This is a genomic window from Accumulibacter sp., from assembly GCF_023806565.1.
Taxonomy (GTDB): Bacteria; Pseudomonadota; Gammaproteobacteria; order Burkholderiales; family Rhodocyclaceae; genus Accumulibacter.
Window position 1 is genome coordinate 1 of record NZ_JAMTDV010000037.1, and the last position, 19,240, is coordinate 19,240.

Genomic DNA, 19,240 nt, shown 5'->3' on the forward strand with positions numbered 1-19,240 from the left:
AGGAACAGCTCCATGGCGCGCAGGACGCCGTAGGAATAGTCGGAAGCGATCTCCAGCGCAAAGCGGTGGGCCCGGGCCCGGGCTTCGCTTGGCGGAATTCCGTGCGAAGCCGCTTCCGCAGCGATCGCAGCGCGTACCGACTCGCCAGCGAGCACTGCGTCCACCTGCGTATTGCGGTGCGAGATGTCGGGGCCGATCGCCATCTGTCGCTGGCGGCGAAAGTGCACGCGCAGCACGCGCACGAGCTTGCGCAGTGCTGCTTCCTCGCCAAGTCCTCCGTGCAGCAGATCGCTGAGCAGGATCGGCGAGTTGTAGCGTACCAGGACATTGCGGCCGTGCAGCAGAATCGCCAGCAACTGCCGCCATGGGCCGGTGGCGCTCCAGGTCTCGGAAAACAGCGCCTTGAGCACCGACTCCTGCTTGTCCGGGCTGCGCCCCCAGAGAATGAGCACCGGCACGAGCTGCACGTCGATCGTCGCGTCTGCCACCGCCTGCTGCATCACGCTGCGCAGCAGAGGCGAGTAGACGCCTGCGCGCGCCCGGCCGGCGACGCTGCGGTCGCGATTCAGGAAGAAAAAGGAGCGGGGCAGACGTTGTCCGCCGAGGACCAGCGGCGCTTCGGCGCGTGGCAGCCCGCAGCGTCGCGATTCTTCCAGGAGGACCAGCAGGTTGGAGAGGTGCCGATCCTGCAACACGTAGCAGACCGGCTTTGCGGGGTCGAGGCCAAGGTCCTGGCGGTCCACGGGAAAAACCGTGGTCCGCACCCAGGTGTACAGCAGGCGGCGAGCCATCGGGAGAAACCAGCCGGACACCCGTAGCCTCTCCGCCATGGCCGCAACGCCGGTCTTTGGCCGCTTATTCCTCTTCGACGACCTTGTGCTGCGAGGCCAGCTGTTGCTGTGTCGCTGGCGGCACCTGCGCGTAGTGCGAGAAAGCGATGCTGTAGGAGCCCTGGCCGCCGGTCAGTGACTTGAGGCGTGACTGGTAGCCTTCCAGCTCGGCCAGCGGTACCTGACCGGTGATCGCCATGGTGCCCGGGCCGCGCGGCTGGGTGCCGGTCAGGTGACCGCGCTTGCTGGAAAGGTCGCCGGTGAGATCGCCTGTCGTGGCATCCGGTGCCAGGATTTCGATATCGACCACCGGTTCGAGAACGATTGGTTTGGCGGCGCGAATCGCTTCAACCGTGGCCTTGCGGGCAGCGGTGAAAAAGGCGATGTCCTTGCCATCGACGGGGTGCGATTTGCCGTCATGCACGGTCACTCGCAGGTCCTCGACCGGGAAGCCGGCGACGACGCCGTCGGCAAGCGCCTGGCGGACACCCTTTTCGACCGCCGCCATGAACACTCCGGGGATGACGCCCCCCTTGACGATGTCGACGAATTCGAATCCGGCGCCCCGTTCGAGTGGTTCGACGCGCAGCATCACTTCCCCGAACTGACCGGCGCCACCGCTCTGCTTCTTGTGCCGGCAATGCCCTTCGGCGGCCGCGGTAATCGCTTCCCGATAGGCGATCTGCGGTGGTTTGGTGTCGAGTTCGAGCTTGTACTGCTGCGCCAGGCGCGTGAGCTTGGCGCGCAGGTGCATCTCGCCGATACCGCGAATCACCGTCTCGTTGGTCGTCGGATGACGTTCAACGATGAAGCACGGATCCTCGACCTCGAGCTTGTGCAGGATTTCGAACAGCCGCTGCTCGTCCGCCTTGCGCCGTGCGTGAACCGCCAGGCCCTGCATCGGTTGCGGGAACTCGAGCGGCTTCAGGTGAATGTGATCCTCGTCGTGCGAGTCGTGCAGAACGCAGTCGAACTCTATCTCCTCGACCTTGGCGATCGCCCCCAGGTCACCCGGTACCAGCGTCTCGGCTTCGACATATTCCTTGCCCTGCAGACGATAGGCGTGGCCGACCTTGAACGGGCGCTTGCTGTCGCCCACGAAGAGCTGCGAATCCTTCCGGATCGTTCCCTGATGCACGCGGAAAACGCCCACCTTGCCGATGAAGGGATCGCTGATCACCTTGAAGACGTGCGCCAGAACGTGCTTCTGCGGATCGGGTTCGGCTGCGAAAGCCTCCGCCGGCCCGCCGGGCTCGCCGCGATAAAACGGCGGCGGGTTGCCCTCCGCCGGATTGGGCGCCAGCTTGGCGAGCACGTCGAGCAACTGCGGGATCCCGGCCCCGGTCCTTGCCGAAACGAAGAGAATCGGAATCAGGTGGCCGGCACGCAGCGCTTTCTCGAATGGCAGGTGCAATTCTTCCGGGCTCGGATCGACCCCATCATCGAGGTATCTTGCCAGCAGATCTTCGTCTTCCTCGACGATCTGGTCGATCAACGCGCGGTGCGCAGCCGCTACCGACTCGAAGTCGCTCTCGCCATCATCGTGGCCGAGCAGTTCGACGACCTCGCTGGCATGCTTGGCCGGGAGATCGAGCAGCATGCACTCGCGACCGAAACGCTCGCGGATCTCGCCGACCAGTGCCGGCAGGTTGACGTTCTCGGCGTCGATCTTGTTGATCACGATCATCCGGCAGACGCCACGTGCTGCCGCCAGTTTCATCATGCGCTCGCTCGACAGTTCGATGCCGTTCTGCGCATTGATCACCACCAGCGCCGTGTCAACCGCGGCGAGGGCAGCGATGGCCTGACCGGCGAAGTCGGGAAAGCCGGGAGTGTCGACCAGATGCACCTGCACACTTTGCCAGGAAAAGCTCGCCAGCGCCGAATAAAGCGAGTGACCGAACTCCTTCTCCTGCGGATCGAAATCGCAAACGGTGCTGCCCCGCTCGACGGCGCCGCGGCTGCTGATGGCCCCCGCGGCAGCGAGCAGGCTTTCGGCGAGCGTCGTCTTGCCGGCAGCGCCGTGGCCGACGAGAGCGACAGTGCGAAGGTTAGTGGTGGCGGTCTGGCCCATTCATCATCTCCCATTGAAGTCGAAGGCAAGCCGCAGCAGCGGGAACAGCCCCCAGGCATCATCGCTGCGCGTGCGTCCGGCATTCTACCCCCGCGACCGTTGCCGCGCTCGCCTGTCGTGTCCCGGTGGCACGTGGAGCCTGTTCATCGCAGTCCGTCGGCGCGCCGGTCGGATACCCACGGAATATCGAAAGAACATCAGTTTTGTGTTAACTGCGCGAGTCGGCTAAAGTTACACGTTTTCACGTCGACGAATCCTGCGTCAGGAGGCAACATGGAAAACGATCCGCGTCGGGCCGACCTTCGCGAGGCAGCCCTCGAATATCACCGTTATCCCACTGCGGGCAAGATTGCCGTGCAGCCGACCAAGGGGCTCAGCAACCAGTTCGATCTCGCACTCGCGTATTCTCCGGGAGTGGCGTATGCCTGTCATGCCATCGTCGATGACCCGGGCACGACCAGTCTGTACACTTCGCGCGCAAACCTGGTGGGCGTCATCACCAACGGCACGGCCGTGCTCGGCCTCGGCAACATCGGCCCGCTGGCCGCCAAGCCGGTCATGGAAGGCAAGGGCTGCCTGTTCAAGAAGTTTGCCGGTATCGATGTGTTTGACATTGAACTTGCCGAAAGCGACCCGGATCGTCTGATCGACATGATCGCCGCCATGGAACCGACTCTTGGCGGCATCAACCTGGAAGACATCAAGGCGCCGGAGTGCTTCTACATCGAGGCAAAGCTCAAGGAGCGGATGTCGATTCCGGTGTTTCACGACGATCAGCACGGTACCGCGATCATTTCGTCGGCGGCGATCCTCAATGCGCTCCAGTTGACCGGCAAGAATATCGGCGAAGTCAAGGTCGTCTGCTCCGGAGCGGGGGCGGCGGCGATTTCCTGTCTCAACCTGTGGTGTGACCTTGGTGTGCAGCGCGAGAACATCACCGTCTGCGATTCGAAAGGGGTCGTCTATCGCGGCCGTGACGAGAACATGGAGCCGACCAAGGCGCGTTATGCCCGGGACACCGAAGCGCGCACGCTGTCCGACGCGATCGACGGCGCAGACGTCTTCCTCGGACTTTCCACAGCCGGGGTACTCGCTCCGGAGATGCTCGAGCGCATGGCCGAGCGTCCGATCGTCTTCGCGCTTGCCAATCCGACACCGGAAATCATGCCGGAGCAAGCCAAGGAGGTGCGTCCCGACGTGATCATCGCTACCGGTCGCTCGGACTACCCGAACCAGGTCAACAACGTTCTCTGTTTTCCCTTCATTTTCCGCGGTGCGCTCGATGTCGGTGCAACGGGAATCAACGAAGCGATGAAGATGGCCTGCGTCAGGGCACTGGCGGCCATGGCGCAGCAGGAGGTGAGTGCGGAAGTCGGCATGGCGTATCCCGGCGAAGAACTCTCGTTCGGGCCGGACTACCTGATTCCCAAGCCCTTTGACCCGCGTCTGATCACCACCATCGCTCCGGCGGTGGCGCAAGCGGCGATGACTTCCGGAATCGCCACCAGGCCGCTTACCGATATGGTTGCCTACAAGGAGCGGCTGGCCGAATTCGTCTATCGAACCGGAGTGGGCATGCGCGCAGTGTTTTCTGCTGCCAAGCGCGGGCGGCGGACGCGCATCGTATACCCGGACGGCGAAGACGAACGTCTGTTGCGCGCGCTGCAGATCATTCTGAATGAAGGTCTGACTCGTCCCATCGTCATCGGCAGGCCGGATGTCATTGGCGCCCGGATGGAGCGAATCGGCTCGAAGCTGCGCATTGGTGTCGACTTCGAGGTGGTCGATCCGAGCAGCGACCAACGCTACAAGGAGTGCTGGACTGCCTACCATCAGCTCAGGAAAAGGCATGGGGTGACCATCGACATCGCCAAGTCGCGCCTGCGCAATGACAATACCGTGATCGGCGCCATCATGGTCAGGCTGGGCTACGCCGACGGCATGATCTGCGGCCTGACCGGCCGTTTCGCGCATCATTTGCGACATGTCGACGAGATCATTGGCAAGGCGCCGGGCTGCAAGACCATGGGAGCGATGGCGCATCTCGTGTTGCCCGGTCGCGCCCTGTTCATCTGTGATACGCACGTCAATGAGAATCCGGATGCCGAACAGCTGGCCGAAATTGCGCTGATGGCGGCGGACGCGGTTCGGCGTTTCAAGATTCGGCCGAAACTGGCAATGTTGTCGCATTCCAATTTTGGATCGCGGCAGAGCGTTTCCGCATGCAAGGTGGCCGAGGCAGTGGCGCTGATTCGCGCCAAGGCGCCTGACCTCGAGGTCGACGGGGAGATGCGCAGCGACACCGCGCTTTCCGCCGAGATACGCAAGCAGTTCGACCCGCAGTCGCCACTGATCGGTGAGGCCAACCTGCTGGTGATGCCCAATCTGGATGCCGCGAACATTTCCTATAACCTGCTCAAGATGACCGGCAGCGACGGCATGGCGGTCGGTCCGATCCTGCTTGGTGCGGCGCGCCCGGTGCACGTGATCGGCCCGACTTCTACGGTTCGCCGGGTGGTGAACATGACCGCTCTGGTGGTGGTGGACGCGGCAAGCAAGTAGGGGAGGCCCGCCAGCGGCGGCAGGAAATCGCTCGCAACGGGGCTGGCGAGTTCGCGCGCGGCTTTCGTCCAACGCCGACTGCCGCCGGCTACGTCGGCGGTGTGGACAACGCTGGGGTGCGTCTGCCTTTACAAACCGGCGCAGCCAATGCATCATCAGGTTGGCCGGTATGGCCGGGATGCTTCACCTCGCATCGTAAGGTCCTGTCGCAGATAGATGGTAGCCAATCCGCACCAATCGCCGCTAAGCGGTCTCGCTCGTGCGCTTGTCCAGGCCGGCCGGCTCAAGGAAGTCGAAGCCGAGTCTCTGCTCGCTCAGGCTGCGGCTCGCAAGACGTCGCTGATCGAACAGCTGGTCGGAGCCAAGAAGGGCAGCTTTCTTGATCTGGCGCGGTTCGCCGCGGACAAGTTCGGTTTTCCGCTGCTGGATCTGAGCGCCTTCGACGATGCGCATATCCAGAAGAACGCGATCGACCGCAAGCTGATTGCAACCCACCAGGTCATCCCGCTGCACAAGCGTGGCAATCGCCTGGCGGTCGCCATTGCCGATCCGACCAATCTGCGTGCGTTGGACGAAATACGTTTTCAGACGGGATTGACCGTCGACCCGGTGGTCGTCGAAGAGAACAAGCTCGCTCCGCTGGTCACGAAATTGGCCGAATCGGCCGAGGAGACGCTGAGAAACTTTACCAGCGAGGAAATCAATCTCGAGTTCACCGATGAGCAGGGCCCCGACAAGGCGGAGGAGGCGGCAAGTCTCGAAGTCGACGACGCGCCCGTGGTCCGCTTCATTCAGAAAATGATGCTGGACGCGATCAGCGAGGGCGCGTCCGACATTCATTTCGAGCCGTACGAGAAGAACTATCGCATCCGTTTCCGGACCGACGGCATCTTGCGCGAGGTGGCCGCGCCGCCATTGGTCATCAAGGACAAGATTGCCTCGCGCATCAAGGTCATCTCGCGCCTGAACATCGCCGAGAAGCGCGTCCCGCAGGACGGTCGCATGCGTCTGGTGCTTTCCAAGAGCCGTTCGATCGATTTCCGCGTCAGTACGCTGCCGACGATGTATGGAGAGAAGATCGTCCTGCGCATCCTCGACCCGGCCAGCGCCAGCCTGGGTATCGACGCGCTCGGCTACGAGCCCGAGCAGAAGGCCCTGTTGCTGGAGGCGATTCATCGGCCGTATGGAATGATTCTGGTGACCGGACCGACCGGTTCCGGCAAGACCGTATCCCTCTACACCTGTCTGAACATCCTGAATCGCCCCGGTGTCAATATCGCGACGGCGGAAGATCCCACCGAAATACCGTTGCCTGGAATCAATCAGGTCAACGTCGATGAGAAGGCCGGCCTGACCTTTCCGATTGCCCTGAAAGCGTTTCTTCGTCAGGACCCGGACATCATCATGGTCGGCGAGATCCGGGACGTGGAGACGGCCGAGATTGCGATCAAGGCGGCGCAGACTGGTCACATGGTTCTATCGACCCTGCACACCAATGACGCCCCCGCTACCTTGACGCGTCTGATGAACATGGGCATCCCGACTTTCAACCTTGCTGCGAGCATTCTGCTGATCACCGCACAGCGCTTGGTTCGCCGCTTGTGTTCGTGCAAGCGGCAGCTCGATGCGCCGACCGAAACGCTGCTGAATGCCGGATTCCTCGAAAGTGATCTCGATGGCAGCTGGACGCTTTATGGTCCGGGAGAATGCGAACGCTGCAAGGGAACGGGGTACAAGGGGCGTGTCGGGCTGTACGAGGTGATGCCGGTGAGCGAGGCGATCCAGCAAATCATCATGGCCAATGGCAGCGAGCTCGACATTGCCAGCCAGGCGCGCAGGGAAGGCGTCGATGACCTGCGTCGTTCCGGCCTGCTCAAGGTCAAGCAGGGGCTGACCTCTCTTGACGAAGTTCTCGGCAGCACCAACGCTTGAGCCTGGGTTAGAGGGAAGAATGGCGACAGCAGCAAGACCCGGCCGGAAGCTCGCATCGGAGGTCAAGGAGCACGTTTTTCTCTGGGAAGGGAAGAACAAGGCAGGCAAGATCGTCCGCGGCGAGCAGCGTGCCTCCAGTCAGACCGTGGTGCAGGCGACCCTGCGGCGTCAGGGCATTCTGGTCAGCAAGATTTCCCGGCAACGCTTCAAGGCTGGTCGGACGATCACCGAGAAAGACATCACGCTGTTCACTCGCCAACTGGCGACGATGATGAGGGCCGGAGTGCCCTTGCTGCAGACTTTCGAAATCGTTGGGCGCGGGCACGAGAATCCGGCGGTGGGCAAACTGCTGCTGGACATCAAGTCGGACGTGGAGACCGGCAGCTCGCTTTCGCAGGCATTCCGAAAACATCCCCTGTATTTCGATCCCTTGTACTGCAATCTGGTTGCCGCCGGCGAACAGGCAGGTATCCTTGAGGCGCTTCTCGATCGTCTTGCCAGCTACAAGGAAAAGATGATCGCGATCAAGTCCAAGATCAAGGCCGCGCTCTTCTATCCTCTGACGATCATCGTTGTCGCCTTCATCATCACGGCGGTGATCATGATCTTCGTCATTCCCGCGTTCAAGGAAGTGTTCAAGAGTTTCGGTGCGGACCTGCCGACTCCGACTCTGGTGGTGATCGCCATGTCGGATTTTGTCATCGCGTACTGGTGGGCGATCTTCGGCGGCGTCGGCGGCTCGGTGTTCGCCTTCTTCTACAGCTGGAAGCGTTCGGAAAAGATGCAGATTGCTTTCGACCGCATGTTCCTGCGTGTCCCGGTTTTCGGTGACATCATTCGCAAGGCGGTGATCGCGCGCTGGACGCGCACGCTTTCCACCATGTTTGCCGCCGGCGTTCCGCTCGTCGAATCGCTCGAGTCGGTCGGCGGTGCCGCTGGCAACTATGTCTATAAGGCGGCGACTCGGCAGATTCAGAGCGAGGTGAGCACCGGCACCAGTCTCACCTCGGCGATGCAGAGCACGCAGCTCTTTCCCAACATGGTGAATCAGATGGTGGCGATTGGCGAAGAGTCGGGAGCGCTCGACGCCATGCTCGGCAAGGTGGCGGACTTCTATGAAGCCGAGGTGGACGACGCGGTCGCGGCTCTGGCCAGCCTGATGGAGCCGATGATCATGGTCGTTCTCGGGGTGCTGATTGGTGGCATGGTGATCGCCATGTATCTCCCGATTTTCAAGCTCGGGGCAGTGATCGGATAATGCCGACCGCCTGGGTTGCCGACGTCGATCCGACGGTTTTCGTTGTCATCTGTGGGGTTTTCGGGCTGTTGGTTGGCAGTTTCCTCAACGTCGTGATCCACCGGCTGCCGAAGATGATGGAGCGCGATTGGCGGGCCCATTGCGCCGAGCTCAGCGGCGGCAAGCCGGCGCCCGAGAAGGAGACACTCTCGCTGCTCTCGCCGCGCTCGCGCTGTCCGAACTGTGGTCACGGCATTACCGCAATCGAGAATGTTCCCGTCCTCAGCTGGATGTTTCTTCGCGGACGCTGTTCTGCATGCCAGGCGCCGATATCGCCACGTTACCCGCTGGTCGAGACTGCCAGCGGCGTGCTCTGCGCCCTTGCCGCCTGCCACTTTGCCTATGGCTGGGCGACGGCAGGCGCCATGCTGTTCATCTGGTGCCTGCTGGCGCTGACCTGTATCGATCTCGACGCGCATCTGCTGCCCGACTCGATCACCCTGCCTATGCTCTGGGCCGGACTGCTGTTCAACCTCTTCGCTACTTTCACCGACCTGCCATCGGCAGTGATCGGGGCGGTCGGCGGCTATCTTTGTCTGTGGTCGGTCTACTGGGCCTTCAAGCTGACGACAGGCAAGGAAGGAATGGGGTATGGAGACTTCAAGCTCCTTGCCGCTCTCGGCGCCTGGCTCGGTTGGCAGATGCTGCCGCTGACCATATTGCTCTCGTCGCTGCTCGGCGCAATCGTCGGCACCGCCCTGATCGTGACGAGCAAGCGCGGGCGCAGCGCGCCGATACCGTTCGGCCCGTATCTGGCAGCCGCCGGTCTGCTTGCTCTGTTCTGGGGAAAGGAGCTGACGCGCGCTTACATCGGTCTGCTGTGAGCGTGCGAACAGGCTCCGGAGGTTGCGCCGGACGACGGCGGAACTGCGGCGCTCGGCTCGCGTATAATTTGCGCTTTAGCTTGCTTCCCGAAGGTTGGTCATGCCGATTTACGCCTATCGTTGCGCTTCCTGCGGTTTCGAAAAGGACCACCTGCAAAGGCTTGGCGAGCCGGTGTTCGAGATCTGTCCGCACTGCGGCCAGGCCACGTATCGCAAACAGGTAACGGCCGCAGGTTTTCAGTTGAAAGGCACGGGGTGGTACGCCACCGATTTCAAGGGCAAGGGCGGCGCGCCGGCAGCACCGGCGGGCGAAAGTGACGGCAAGACGGGAACGAAACCAGCCGACGGCGCCGAGGCGGGCAAGAACGCAGAAGTGGCGAAGAGTACAGAGAGCGCAGCAAGCGCCGCCACTTCCGGAGCCACAGCGTGCGGCGGCAACTGATCAAGCGCTACTTCATCACCGGACTGCTGATCTGGGTTCCGCTGGCGATCACTGCCTGGGTGCTGGTGTTGATTGTCGGCACCATGGATCAGTCGTTGCGCCTGCTGCCGGAGGCGGTGCATCCACGCAACGCTCTGGGATTCGACATCCCTGGCGCAGGGGCGATTCTGACACTGCTGATCCTCTTCGGCACCGGTCTGCTCGCTGCCAACTTCATCGGGCAGCGCTTGGTCGTCTGGTGGGAAAGTCTGTTGGCGCGTATTCCAGTTGTCAACTCGATCTATCATAGCGTCAAGCAGGTTTCCGACACGCTCTTTTCGTCGTCCGGTCATGCCTTTCGCAAGGCGCTGCTGATCGAATATCCCCGGCGCGGATCATGGACGATCGCTTTCCTCACCGGCAAGCCGGGCGGTGACGTGCTTCGCCATCTCGATGGCGAGTATCTCAGCGTCTATGTGCCGACGACGCCGAACCCGACCTCGGGCTTCTTCCTGATGCTGCCCAGGGCGGAAGTGATCGAACTGGAAATGAGCGTGGATACCGCGCTGAAGTACGTGATCTCGATGGGGGTCGTCGCTCCGGCGCCGCGGGCGCCGAGCACTCCCGGCAGACCATGAACCGAACCCTGTAACCCGGAAAAAGCATGCGCACTCACTATTGTGGACAAGTCGATTCACGGCTCATTGGCCAGGAGGTCACGCTCTGTGGCTGGGCCCATCGCCGCCGCGATCACGGCGGCGTCATCTTCGTTGACCTGCGCGACCGCGAGGGCGTGGCGCAGATCGTTTGCGACCCCGATCGTCCGCTGATGTTCAGGACCGCAGAGTCGGTTCGCAACGAGTTCTGCCTGCGTGTCAGCGGACGGGTCCGTGCGCGGCCGGCGGGGACAGTCAACGCCAACATCGCGACCGGCGAGATCGAGATTCTCTGTCACGAGATGGAAGTCCTGAACCCGTCGCTGACCCCGCCGTTTCAACTCGACGAAGAGAACCTGTCGGAGAACATTCGCCTCTTGCACCGAGTGATCGACCTGCGTCGCCCGTCGATGCAGAAGAATCTGCAACTTCGCTACCGGACGGCGCGAGCTTTTCGCCGCTTCCTCGACGCCGCAGGTTTCATCGACGTCGAGACTCCGATGCTTACCCGCAGCACCCCGGAAGGGGCTCGCGACTACCTGGTGCCCTCGCGCGTTCACCCCGGGCATTTCTTCGCACTTCCGCAGTCGCCGCAGCTCTTCAAGCAGTTGCTGATGATCGCCGGTTTCGACCGCTACTATCAGATTACCAAGTGTTTTCGCGACGAGGATCTGCGTGCCGACCGACAGCCCGAGTTCACCCAGGTCGATATCGAAACCTCGTTCATGGGCGAAGACGAAATCATCCGCTTGATGGAAGAACTGGTGCGGGCGGTGTTCCAGGAGGTGATCGCGGTCGAACTGCCGAATCCATTCCCGCGTCTCCGCTACGCCGAGGCAATGGAGCGCTACGGCTCCGACAAGCCCGACTTGCGGGTGACGCTCGAGCTCGTCGAAGTCGCCGACGTGCTGAAGGACGTTCCCTTCAAGGTTTTTGCCGCAGTCGCCAACAGCGAAGGTGGCCGCATCGCTGCCCTGCGCATTCCCGGCGGCGCCAGCCTGACGCGTGGCGAAATCGATGCCTATACGCAATTCGTCGGGATTTACGGAGCTCGAGGACTCGCCTACATCAAGATCAACGACGTGACCCAGCTCAACGAGAGCGGTCTGCAATCGCCGATCGTCAAGAATCTGCACGCGCGCGCGCTGCAAGCCATTGTCGAGCGGACGCGAGCGCAATCCGGCGATCTGATCTTCTTCGGCGCCGACAAACGCAAGGTGGTCGACGATGCGTTGGGAGCTCTCCGCGTCAGGATCGGCCATGAGAAGGGTTTTGTAAACGGCAGCGCCTGGGAGCCGGTGTGGATCGTCGATTTTCCGATGTTCGACTACGACGATGAGGAGAAGCGCTGGACTGCCTGTCATCATCCCTTTACCAGTCCGAAGGACGAACATCTGGCGTTGCTGGCAAGCGACCCCGGGAACTGCCTGGCCAAGGCCTACGATCTGGCGCTGAACGGTTCCGAACTCGGCGGTGGTTCGGTACGGATTCACCGCGCCAGCGTACAGGAGCAGGTGTTCCAGGCCCTGGGCATCGGTGACGACGAGGCGCAGGCCAAGTTCGGCTTTCTCCTCGATGCGCTCAAGTACGGCGCGCCGCCACACGGTGGTCTCGCATTCGGTCTGGACCGAATCGTCACCATGATGGCCGGCGCCGAGTCGATCCGCGACGTCATTGCCTTCCCGAAAACGCAGCGCGCACAGTGCCTGCTCACTGACGCACCGAGTACGGTCGACGAAAGGCAATTGCGGGAATTGCATATCCGACTTCGCCAGAAGGTCGAAACACAAGGCGAGATTGGCCGGGGCTGAGAGCTCTGTCGAGAAAATCGCCTCGATCAGGTAAGGGCCAGCAAGGGGGCAGGGTGGCCGCAGCGTGGATTTTTCACCAGATCCGATTGCGCGCGCGGAAAGTCGTTGCCTGTCTGTTCCCGTTGCTGCTGGTCGCAGCGCTCGGAGTTCTCACCGGCGTGACGCAAGCGCGCGAGGTGCACTACCTGGCGAGCGTTGCCGTGGTCGATTTGCCACCGGAAGCGAGGCAGACGCTGCGCCTGATCCAGCGTGGTGGGCCGTTTCCGTATCCGCGCAACGATGGCGTCGTTTTTGGCAATTTCGAGAGGCGCCTGCCGCTGCAGCCGCGCGGCTACTACCGCGAATACACGGTGCCGACGCCTGGCAGTCGAGACCGCGGGGCGCGACGTATCATCGCTGGCGAGGGAGTCGAGCGCAACGTCGCGACTTCTGGTGAGTACTATTACACTGACGATCATTACCGCAGTTTCCGCCGGATACGTGAATAGCCATGCGCCAGAACGACGTGCTGACCCTGCTGAAAGACTCGACACGCGCGGGAATTTACCACCTTCCGTCGAGTAACCGTACGGCGGTCAGGGCGGCTGCAGAAAGCGCCGGCTTCGCCTGTTTCGAAGTCAATCTCGCTGACGCCGACAGGATCGACGCGGTATTCGTGCAGCTGGCGCACGACCTCGCCTTTCCCGCGTGGTACGGGCATAACTTCGATGCACTGAAGGATTGTCTGAGCGATTTCTCGTGGTGCGAAGCACCAGGGTATGTGCTGATCGTCTCCGGTACCCGGGCACTGGAAGCGGCCGACCCCGCTGCCTTGCAGGCGCTCAACGCGGTGTTTGCCGTGGCCATCGCCGAATGGCAGGCACGGAAGCTTCCACTGTGGGTGTTCTACGATCTTGGTGCGGATGGACTGGCTCCTTTTCCGACCATCACATGATTCACTACAAGCGGCCGGAGTCGGTGCTGGTCCTGATTCATACGCCGGACTTGCAGGTTCTGCTGCTCGAACGCGCCGCACACCCCGGCTACTGGCAGTCGGTCACCGGCAGCCAGGAGGCGGACGAGTCGTTAGCGGCCACGGCCGTCCGTGAAGTTGCCGAGGAAACCGGAATTCTGGCACGCCCCGAAGAGTTGCAGGATTGGCAGATCACCAACCACTACGAGATCTTCGCCGAGTGGCGCCACCGCTATGCCCCGGGAGTGCTGCACAACACCGAGCATGTCTTCTCGCTGCAGGTGCCCGCAGTTTGCCAGGTTACCATCGCGCCCGGAGAACACCGCGAATACTGTTGGTTGCCTTGGGGTGAAGCGGCCGCGAAGTGCTTTTCGTGGAGCAACCGTGACGCGATTCTCATATTGCCGGAGCGCTTGGCGGGGCGCTGAGCAGCTTCTCCAGGCACGTCCGGCAGTAGCAGCCAACTCCTGTTGCCGGTGCGCAGATCGGCGGCGGTACCGCCATGCACCAGCAGCCAGCAAGGCCAGCGGCAGCGCCGCAGACGAAACTCTCGCCGCAGCCGGCGCATGCCACGGTCGGTGCGCCGCCAGGTGGTCGAAAGGCGTGCTGATCAGTCACGTGCCAGCAATCCCTCGGCGATCCAGCGCTGGACGAAGGCAGCGGCCGTCCGTGCTGCCTGCTGGTCGCCGCTTTCGGCAATCAGCAGACAACAGTCGGCGAAGCTGGCCAATCGCGTCAGGGCGTGCAGGACACGCGCTTCGCAGGCGTCGGCCGAGCGCCAGTAACAGTCGAGGTCGCGCCGCCAGACAAGCAGAGTGTGCGGCAGTTCTTCAGGCTCTTCGCTGTCGGCTGCAGAATCGGCGTTGAGCGCTTTCCAGGTCGGTTCGATCCGCCAGCGCAGATCGACCAGCCGGACCGACGGTATCAGTCGGAAAGACAGCCCTAGCCAGTGCTCGGGCCGCAGCGCGGCGACTTCGTCGAAAGTCAGGAGCTCGGCATCGGCGGCGTCGAATGCGGAACGCATTGCCCAGTCCATGCGCGCCAAGTCGAGCAGTGCCGGGTGTGGCAGGTGCTCCGGCGCGGCAGCGAGGAAGTCCGCCAGGGTCCCGCCGAACCAGCGAATCGAGCGGAAGTGCGAAGGCTGTCGATCGATGTAAGCGTCCGCCATATCGGCGAAAGCGTCGTCGCCGAGAGCCCGCGCCAGGACCGGGAAATTGTCTCGCAGTGCGGCCGTCAGGCGCGCCCGGTAGGCCTGCAGGTATATGGCGAAGCCGCCCTCCCGCGTCGGCGTTTCCTCGGCGAACAGGCCGGGGGTCGGTTCGCCGCCAAGGATAGCCGTCTGAAAGCGTTGTTGCAGCTCGGGAAGGCTGTTCACGCTGCTTGCTTCCTCGTGGCCAGAGCGCGCCGGGCGAGCGAGCGTGCACTGTCGAGCTCGCCGACGAGTTCGGCGAGCGACGGGATGTGGTCGTCGCGCTCGATCATCGTTGCCACCGGGCCAAGCCGGCCGATGGTGTAGGCGTAAAGATCCCAGACTGCCGTGCAGACCGGATGATCATGGGTATCGATCAGGTAGTCGCCATGATCCTCATGACCTGCGAGGTGTATCTGGCGGACGGCTTCGACTGGTACCGCATCGATGAAAACGCGCGGGTCGAAGCCGTGATTGACGCTGCTCACGTAGACGTTATTCACGTCGAGCAGCAGCTCGCAGCCAGTACGTCCGACCAGTTCCCGAATGAATTCCCACTCGCTCATCTCGTCCGCCAGATAACGCACGTAACTGGAAACGTTTTCCAGCAACAGGGCCTGCCCAAGGGCATCCTGGACCTGGGCCACGCGCGGAACGAGATGGCGCAGCGTCTCTTCGGTGTACGGGAGGGGCAGCAGATCGTGAAGGTTCAGCGACCTGGTTCCGGTCCAGCACAGATGGTCCGAGACCCAGGCTGGCTCGACACGGTCGACCAGCCCGCGCAATTCACGCAGGTAGCCAGCGTCAAGCGGATCGCTGCTGCCAATCGAAAGGGAGACGCCGTGCAGCACCATCGGATAGTCTTGGCGGATTCGGTCGAGGAAATACAGCGGCTTGCCACCGGCGACGAGGTAGTTCTCGGAGATCAACTCGAGCCAGTCCACCGCCTGCGGCGCAGCCAGGAAGTCGCGATAGTGTTCGGTTCGCAGGCCAAGGCCAAAGCTTTCGAGTTTTCCACCCATGTCGTCTCTCTCGTACGGTTGGCGTTGCGCTGGACCGGGCCGCCGCTCGGCGACTCGGTCGCTCGCGTGGGTTTCGCGCCTACTTGGCCACCTTGCCGCCGGCGTCGGTGCATTCCTTGGCGCTGGACTTGGTCACCCAGCCCTGGCCCTTGCAGGCATTCTGTCCCTTGCATTCATTCTTGGCCGTCTTGCACTCGGAATGGCCCTTGCACGAATTGATGCCGGCACAGTGCACCGAAGATCCCTCGGCAGCCTGTGCGGTCGGAGCAACGATGCTACCGGCAGTAAACAGAGCCGCCGCAGCGGCGGCGATGGCGACACCAGACAGTTGATTTGACATTGTTTTCTCCTCTCGATGGATGGGTTGAGTCGGGGCTGGAAATCCGCTAGCCAGTGCTCCGACATTGCTTAGACGTGTCCACGGCAGAAATGCTTACAAGAAAGCAGGATTTTTTTGTGTCGGCCAATAGATGCGGCACTTTTCACTGGCGGGTAGCGCGTCGACTAGCAGTTGGGTAGCCGGCCGCCGGCGAGCCCTACACGCGGGCGTGCCGCCGATCGCGCAAGGAGTTAGTTCAAGCTCGCAGCGCTTTGCTCGCCTGCGCCTGTCGCTCTGCACTAGGTCGGCTTCTGCCGAGAGCACGAATTCTTCGGAAGCGGCGTTCCACTCGCAGGTCAGCGAAGCGAACTTTCGTCGCGATTAGCACTCTGAGGCGGAGAGTGCTAATATAAACAATATTACTTTGAGGAGGACGTATCCCAATGACGCAAGTCCTGGCTTTTCCGACAGTTTCTGCGGTCGGCAATATCGACGCGTACATTCAGGCGGCCAGACAGTTTCCCATACTGACGGAAGAGGAAGAGTTTGTCCTGGCAAGCCGTTTTCGCGAGCACGAAGACCTCGATGCGGCGCGGCAACTCGTGCTCTCGCATCTTCGTCTGGTGATTTCCATTGCGCGAGGGTACCTAGGGTACGGTCTGCCACATGCCGACCTGATCCAGGAAGGGAACGTCGGCCTGATGAAAGCGGTGAAGCGCTTCGATCCGACGCGGGGAGTGCGTCTGGTTTCGTTCGCCATCCACTGGATCAAGGCCGAGATTCACGAGTACGTTCTCAGAAACTGGCGCATGGTCAAGGTCGCCACGACCAAGGCGCAGCGCAAGCTGTTCTTCAACCTGCGCGGCATGAAAGCGAATAGCGATGGTCTGAGCTCGTTGCAAGTGGCAGACATTGCCCACCGTCTCAGCGTCCGGCCTGACGAAGTGACGGAAATGGACACCCGGCTTTCGGGCCACGATCTGGCGCTCGAAGGCGACGGCGACGAGGAGGATGCGTTTGCTCCGATCTCGTACTTGGCAGATCGTTCGGGCGAGCCGCTGCAGGTGATCGAAAGCCGTGCCCGTGTGCATCTACACAACGATGGTTTGCAGAACGCTCTGGCAACTCTCGATCCGCGTAGCCGCCGCATCGTCGAAGCGCGTTGGCTGACTGACGATCATGCCGCCACTCTGCACGAACTTGCAGCCGAGTTCGGCGTTTCCGCCGAACGAATTCGGCAGATCGAGGCGAAAGCGATGCAGAAAATGCGTGCTGCCCTGGAACCACTCGCCGACAGCCGCTGAGCAGAGAGAAGGTCCTTGGCTGCCGACGAAGCAGCATGACCTCGGCTGTAGGCGCGAGCGGCTGGCTTAAGGATGCGATACTCCACGGGCAGCAAGCTCCCGGGAACTATGTACTGCGCCTGTTCCGTTAATGACCGGGTGCGGGCGCTTGCGTTGCGGAGTGATCCTGGGGAACGAGGCGAGCCGAATCTCTGGTCCAGATGAGGGAGGGGTTACGCCGCCTGGAGACGGCGTCCATGCTCATCGCGCCACCTAACCTCCTACCGCTGAACGCCAAGCGGAGATCCCGCTCTTGTTCGGTCTTGGTGGCTTCCACTGTGAGCATGATGGGGTGCCGGGCATGCGCTGCTGTAATGACACGGCTGGCCGGGACCGCAGCCGAGAGGCGATTGCGGCCACCGCACGTGGCAATCTACGATGTCGGAAGTCTAGTGCGCACGCGTCGACACATACTCGGCGACAGCTGAGATCTCCTCATTCGTCAGGCGCCCGGCGATGTCACGCATCACCTTGCCGGGGTCGTTGCTTCGGCTGCCATCCTTGTACGCCTTGAGCTGCTTTTCGATGTAGTTCGCATGCTGGCCGCCAATTGCCGGCGCCAGCACGACCGGCGGCTTGCTCATCACCTTGTTCCAGTCCCGATTGCCTTCGCCGGCGGGTCCGTGGCATCCGATACACGCTGGTACCGGTTCGGGACGGCCCTTGCCGCGCAGGAAGAGTTTTTCTCCCTGAGCCAGAAGCTCTCGGTTTACGGCTTCGTCCGCCTTGATCTTCTGTTTCGCGAAATAGGCGGCAATGTCCAGCAAGTCAGCATCGGCGACGGCCTGCGCCTGCGGCTGCATCTGCTCATTTTTCCGCCGTCCCGCCTTGAAATCATACACTTGCTTGACGATGTATTCGGGCAACTGACCGGCAAGTTTTGGCCAGGGGTCTGCGGGCGGCGGCAAGGCAATGCTGTTGCCATCGGGACCGTGACAGGCCGCGCACACTGCCGCTTTCGCCTGCCCGAGTTCTGGATCCCCCGCGGCGAGCGCGGCACCCGTGATTCCGAGAAACGCCACACCGAGCATGGGCATGGTCTTGAACATGTTTCTTCCTTCCTCCCCTGAAGGGAAATTTAACTTTGCACGGTGCTGGTCAATCTGTCATACTTCCGCGGCGATTTGTCGCAGGCACGGTATTATGAAGAGTCGTTGGCCTGCTGGCAACCGGGCCTGCAACAAGATTTGCCAACCACCAAGGACCCCGAAGGGAGGATTCGCGATGTCCGAACACGATGCTGCCCACGCCCACCATGCTGGTCATGCTCACTGGGATACCAGTATCTGGCCGGCGATCATCAGCGTCGGCATTCTGGCCTGGAGTCTGGCCTTCAGTTTGCATTTCGTCTATCACCAGAGCTTCATGGCGTTGATCGCTTTCGGAATTGGCATCCCGCTGATCTTTGGTGGCGTCGCCGGTTGGACCGGCGAGGCGATGGGCACGGGAGAAGGTCTCGCCTACGGAGCGATGGGCTGGTTCATCCTCGCTGAAGCGATGATCTTCATGAGTTTCTTCGCGTACTACTGGTACATGCGCCTCTCGGCGCCGTCGTGGCCGCCGGCCGGGACTCCCCCATTGCCCGTGGTTTACCCCATTGTCATGACCATCGTGCTGGTCAGCTCGTCGATCACGATCCACATGGCCGAAGAGCATATGCATGACGGAAACCGATCGGCGTTCACCAGATGGCTGCTGCTGACCATGGCCCTGGGTCTCACCTTCCTTGGCATGTCGATCTACGAGTGGAGCCACCTGATCCACGAGGGTTTTACCATCGCCACCAATAGTTTCGGCACGGTCTTCTACTCGATCACCGGTCTGCATGGTTCGCACGTGATCGTCGGTCTGGGGATCTTTACCGCGGGACTGTTCCCCGCGCTCAAAGGGAAGATTTCGAGCAGTTTCTGGCGTACGGCCAGCCTCTATTGGCACTTCGTGGACATCATTTGGTTCTTCGTCGTCTCTCAGGTTTACTTCTGGTAACGTCTGCGGCGGTGGCGTTCGC

At 61.9% G+C, this 19,240-nt stretch carries 18 protein-coding genes and 1 pseudogene; 12 read left to right on the forward strand and 7 right to left on the reverse strand.

Features of this window, described 5'->3' with window-relative positions; all coding sequences use genetic code 11:
- Together NFV80_RS04420 and fusA are read right to left on the reverse strand one after the other, a co-directional pair.
- Positions 1 to 830, reverse strand: a pseudogene (locus NFV80_RS04420) (glycerol-3-phosphate 1-O-acyltransferase); the annotation flags it as partial.
- Between the two features lie 25 nt (positions 831 to 855).
- Entirely contained in the window at positions 856 to 2,904 is a 2,049-nt protein-coding gene (fusA, locus tag NFV80_RS04425) for an elongation factor G (RefSeq protein WP_295326737.1), read from the reverse strand.
- Between the two features lie 273 nt (positions 2,905 to 3,177).
- Here fusA and NFV80_RS04430 point away from each other — a divergent pair, with 273 nt between their 5' ends.
- From NFV80_RS04430 to nudB, 10 genes are all read left to right on the forward strand, one after another.
- On the forward strand, positions 3,178 to 5,466 hold the full coding sequence (locus NFV80_RS04430) for an NADP-dependent malic enzyme (protein WP_295326735.1): 2,289 nt from the start codon (positions 3,178 to 3,180) through the stop codon (positions 5,464 to 5,466).
- Positions 5,467 to 5,682: 216 nt separating this feature from the next.
- Positions 5,683 to 7,398 carry a type IV-A pilus assembly ATPase PilB gene (gene pilB / locus NFV80_RS04435; protein ID WP_295326733.1) on the forward strand — a complete coding sequence of 572 codons (1,716 nt, stop codon included), beginning with the start codon at positions 5,683 to 5,685 and terminating at the stop codon, positions 7,396 to 7,398.
- A 19-nt stretch (positions 7,399 to 7,417) separates the two neighbouring features.
- Entirely contained in the window at positions 7,418 to 8,656 is a 1,239-nt protein-coding gene (locus NFV80_RS04440; protein ID WP_295326731.1) for a type II secretion system F family protein, read from the forward strand.
- The gene (locus NFV80_RS04445; protein WP_295326729.1) at positions 8,656 to 9,519 is read left to right on the forward strand and encodes an A24 family peptidase; all 864 of its coding nucleotides are present in this window, start codon (positions 8,656 to 8,658) and stop codon (positions 9,517 to 9,519) included. Before NFV80_RS04440 ends, NFV80_RS04445 begins: the two co-directional genes overlap by 1 nt.
- Positions 9,520 to 9,619: 100 nt before the next feature.
- On the forward strand, positions 9,620 to 9,961 hold the full coding sequence (locus NFV80_RS04450) for a zinc ribbon domain-containing protein (RefSeq protein WP_295326727.1): 342 nt from the start codon (positions 9,620 to 9,622) through the stop codon (positions 9,959 to 9,961).
- Positions 9,961 to 10,578 carry a DUF502 domain-containing protein gene (locus NFV80_RS04455; RefSeq protein WP_295326743.1) on the forward strand — a complete coding sequence of 206 codons (618 nt, stop codon included), beginning with the start codon at positions 9,961 to 9,963 and terminating at the stop codon, positions 10,576 to 10,578. Before NFV80_RS04450 ends, NFV80_RS04455 begins: the two co-directional genes overlap by 1 nt.
- A gap of 26 nt (positions 10,579 to 10,604) precedes the next feature.
- Positions 10,605 to 12,407 carry an aspartate--tRNA ligase gene (gene aspS / locus NFV80_RS04460; RefSeq protein ID WP_295326725.1) on the forward strand — a complete coding sequence of 601 codons (1,803 nt, stop codon included), beginning with the start codon at positions 10,605 to 10,607 and terminating at the stop codon, positions 12,405 to 12,407.
- A 158-nt stretch (positions 12,408 to 12,565) separates the two neighbouring features.
- A complete protein-coding gene (locus NFV80_RS04465; protein WP_295326741.1) occupies positions 12,566 to 12,895 on the forward strand; it encodes a ribonuclease domain-containing protein in 330 nt (109 codons plus the stop codon).
- Positions 12,896 to 12,897: 2 nt separating this feature from the next.
- Positions 12,898 to 13,341 carry a barstar family protein gene (locus NFV80_RS04470; protein ID WP_295326723.1) on the forward strand — a complete coding sequence of 148 codons (444 nt, stop codon included), beginning with the start codon at positions 12,898 to 12,900 and terminating at the stop codon, positions 13,339 to 13,341.
- Positions 13,338 to 13,787: a dihydroneopterin triphosphate diphosphatase gene (gene nudB, locus NFV80_RS04475; protein WP_295326721.1), complete on the forward strand. Its 450-nt coding sequence runs from the start codon at positions 13,338 to 13,340 to the stop codon at positions 13,785 to 13,787. Before NFV80_RS04470 ends, nudB begins: the two co-directional genes overlap by 4 nt.
- On the opposite strand, the gene NFV80_RS17435 is transcribed toward nudB, so the two are convergent.
- The 4 genes from NFV80_RS17435 to NFV80_RS04490 form a co-directional block, all read right to left on the reverse strand.
- A complete protein-coding gene (locus tag NFV80_RS17435) occupies positions 13,756 to 13,977 on the reverse strand; it encodes a cysteine-rich CWC family protein (RefSeq protein ID WP_366143408.1) in 222 nt (73 codons plus the stop codon). The genes nudB and NFV80_RS17435 overlap by 32 nt on opposite strands.
- Positions 13,970 to 14,734, reverse strand: coding sequence for a DNA-binding domain-containing protein (locus NFV80_RS04480; RefSeq protein WP_295326719.1), 765 nt, complete (start codon positions 14,732 to 14,734; stop codon positions 13,970 to 13,972). Before NFV80_RS04480 ends, NFV80_RS17435 begins: the two co-directional genes overlap by 8 nt.
- Positions 14,731 to 15,570, reverse strand: coding sequence for a DUF692 domain-containing protein (locus tag NFV80_RS04485; protein ID WP_295326717.1), 840 nt, complete (start codon positions 15,568 to 15,570; stop codon positions 14,731 to 14,733). Before NFV80_RS04485 ends, NFV80_RS04480 begins: the two co-directional genes overlap by 4 nt.
- 79 nt (positions 15,571 to 15,649) lie before the next feature.
- Positions 15,650 to 15,910, reverse strand: a complete 261-nt coding sequence (locus NFV80_RS04490; protein ID WP_295326716.1) for a hypothetical protein — start codon at positions 15,908 to 15,910, stop codon at positions 15,650 to 15,652.
- A 422-nt stretch (positions 15,911 to 16,332) separates the two neighbouring features.
- Here NFV80_RS04490 and rpoH point away from each other — a divergent pair, with 422 nt between their 5' ends.
- Complete coding sequence (gene rpoH / locus NFV80_RS04495; RefSeq protein WP_295326714.1) at positions 16,333 to 17,193, forward strand: RNA polymerase sigma factor RpoH; 861 nt, start codon at positions 16,333 to 16,335, stop codon at positions 17,191 to 17,193.
- A gap of 428 nt (positions 17,194 to 17,621) precedes the next feature.
- Here the strand turns inward: rpoH and NFV80_RS04500 are convergent, their stop codons facing one another.
- Positions 17,622 to 18,281, reverse strand: coding sequence for a c-type cytochrome (locus NFV80_RS04500; RefSeq protein ID WP_295326713.1), 660 nt, complete (start codon positions 18,279 to 18,281; stop codon positions 17,622 to 17,624).
- 175 nt (positions 18,282 to 18,456) lie between these two features.
- Here NFV80_RS04500 and NFV80_RS04505 point away from each other — a divergent pair, with 175 nt between their 5' ends.
- Positions 18,457 to 19,218 carry a heme-copper oxidase subunit III gene (locus NFV80_RS04505; protein WP_295326711.1) on the forward strand — a complete coding sequence of 254 codons (762 nt, stop codon included), beginning with the start codon at positions 18,457 to 18,459 and terminating at the stop codon, positions 19,216 to 19,218.
- The last annotated feature ends 22 nt before the right edge of the window (positions 19,219 to 19,240 follow it).

Coding starts and splice junctions, on each gene's coding strand:
- fusA (WP_295326737.1), bottom strand. CDS start 2,904: ATGGGCCAGACCGCCACCACTAACCTTCGCACTGTCGCTCTCGTCGGC.
- NFV80_RS04430 (WP_295326735.1), top strand. CDS start 3,178: ATGGAAAACGATCCGCGTCGGGCCGACCTTCGCGAGGCAGCCCTCGAA.
- pilB (WP_295326733.1), top strand. CDS start 5,683: ATGGTAGCCAATCCGCACCAATCGCCGCTAAGCGGTCTCGCTCGTGCG.
- NFV80_RS04440 (WP_295326731.1), top strand. CDS start 7,418: ATGGCGACAGCAGCAAGACCCGGCCGGAAGCTCGCATCGGAGGTCAAG.
- NFV80_RS04445 (WP_295326729.1), top strand. CDS start 8,656: ATGCCGACCGCCTGGGTTGCCGACGTCGATCCGACGGTTTTCGTTGTC.
- NFV80_RS04450 (WP_295326727.1), top strand. CDS start 9,620: ATGCCGATTTACGCCTATCGTTGCGCTTCCTGCGGTTTCGAAAAGGAC.
- aspS (WP_295326725.1), top strand. CDS start 10,605: ATGCGCACTCACTATTGTGGACAAGTCGATTCACGGCTCATTGGCCAG.
- NFV80_RS04470 (WP_295326723.1), top strand. CDS start 12,898: ATGCGCCAGAACGACGTGCTGACCCTGCTGAAAGACTCGACACGCGCG.
- nudB (WP_295326721.1), top strand. CDS start 13,338: ATGATTCACTACAAGCGGCCGGAGTCGGTGCTGGTCCTGATTCATACG.
- NFV80_RS04485 (WP_295326717.1), bottom strand. CDS start 15,570: ATGGGTGGAAAACTCGAAAGCTTTGGCCTTGGCCTGCGAACCGAACAC.
- NFV80_RS04490 (WP_295326716.1), bottom strand. CDS start 15,910: ATGTCAAATCAACTGTCTGGTGTCGCCATCGCCGCCGCTGCGGCGGCT.
- rpoH (WP_295326714.1), top strand. CDS start 16,333: ATGACGCAAGTCCTGGCTTTTCCGACAGTTTCTGCGGTCGGCAATATC.
- NFV80_RS04500 (WP_295326713.1), bottom strand. CDS start 18,281: ATGTTCAAGACCATGCCCATGCTCGGTGTGGCGTTTCTCGGAATCACG.
- NFV80_RS04505 (WP_295326711.1), top strand. CDS start 18,457: ATGTCCGAACACGATGCTGCCCACGCCCACCATGCTGGTCATGCTCAC.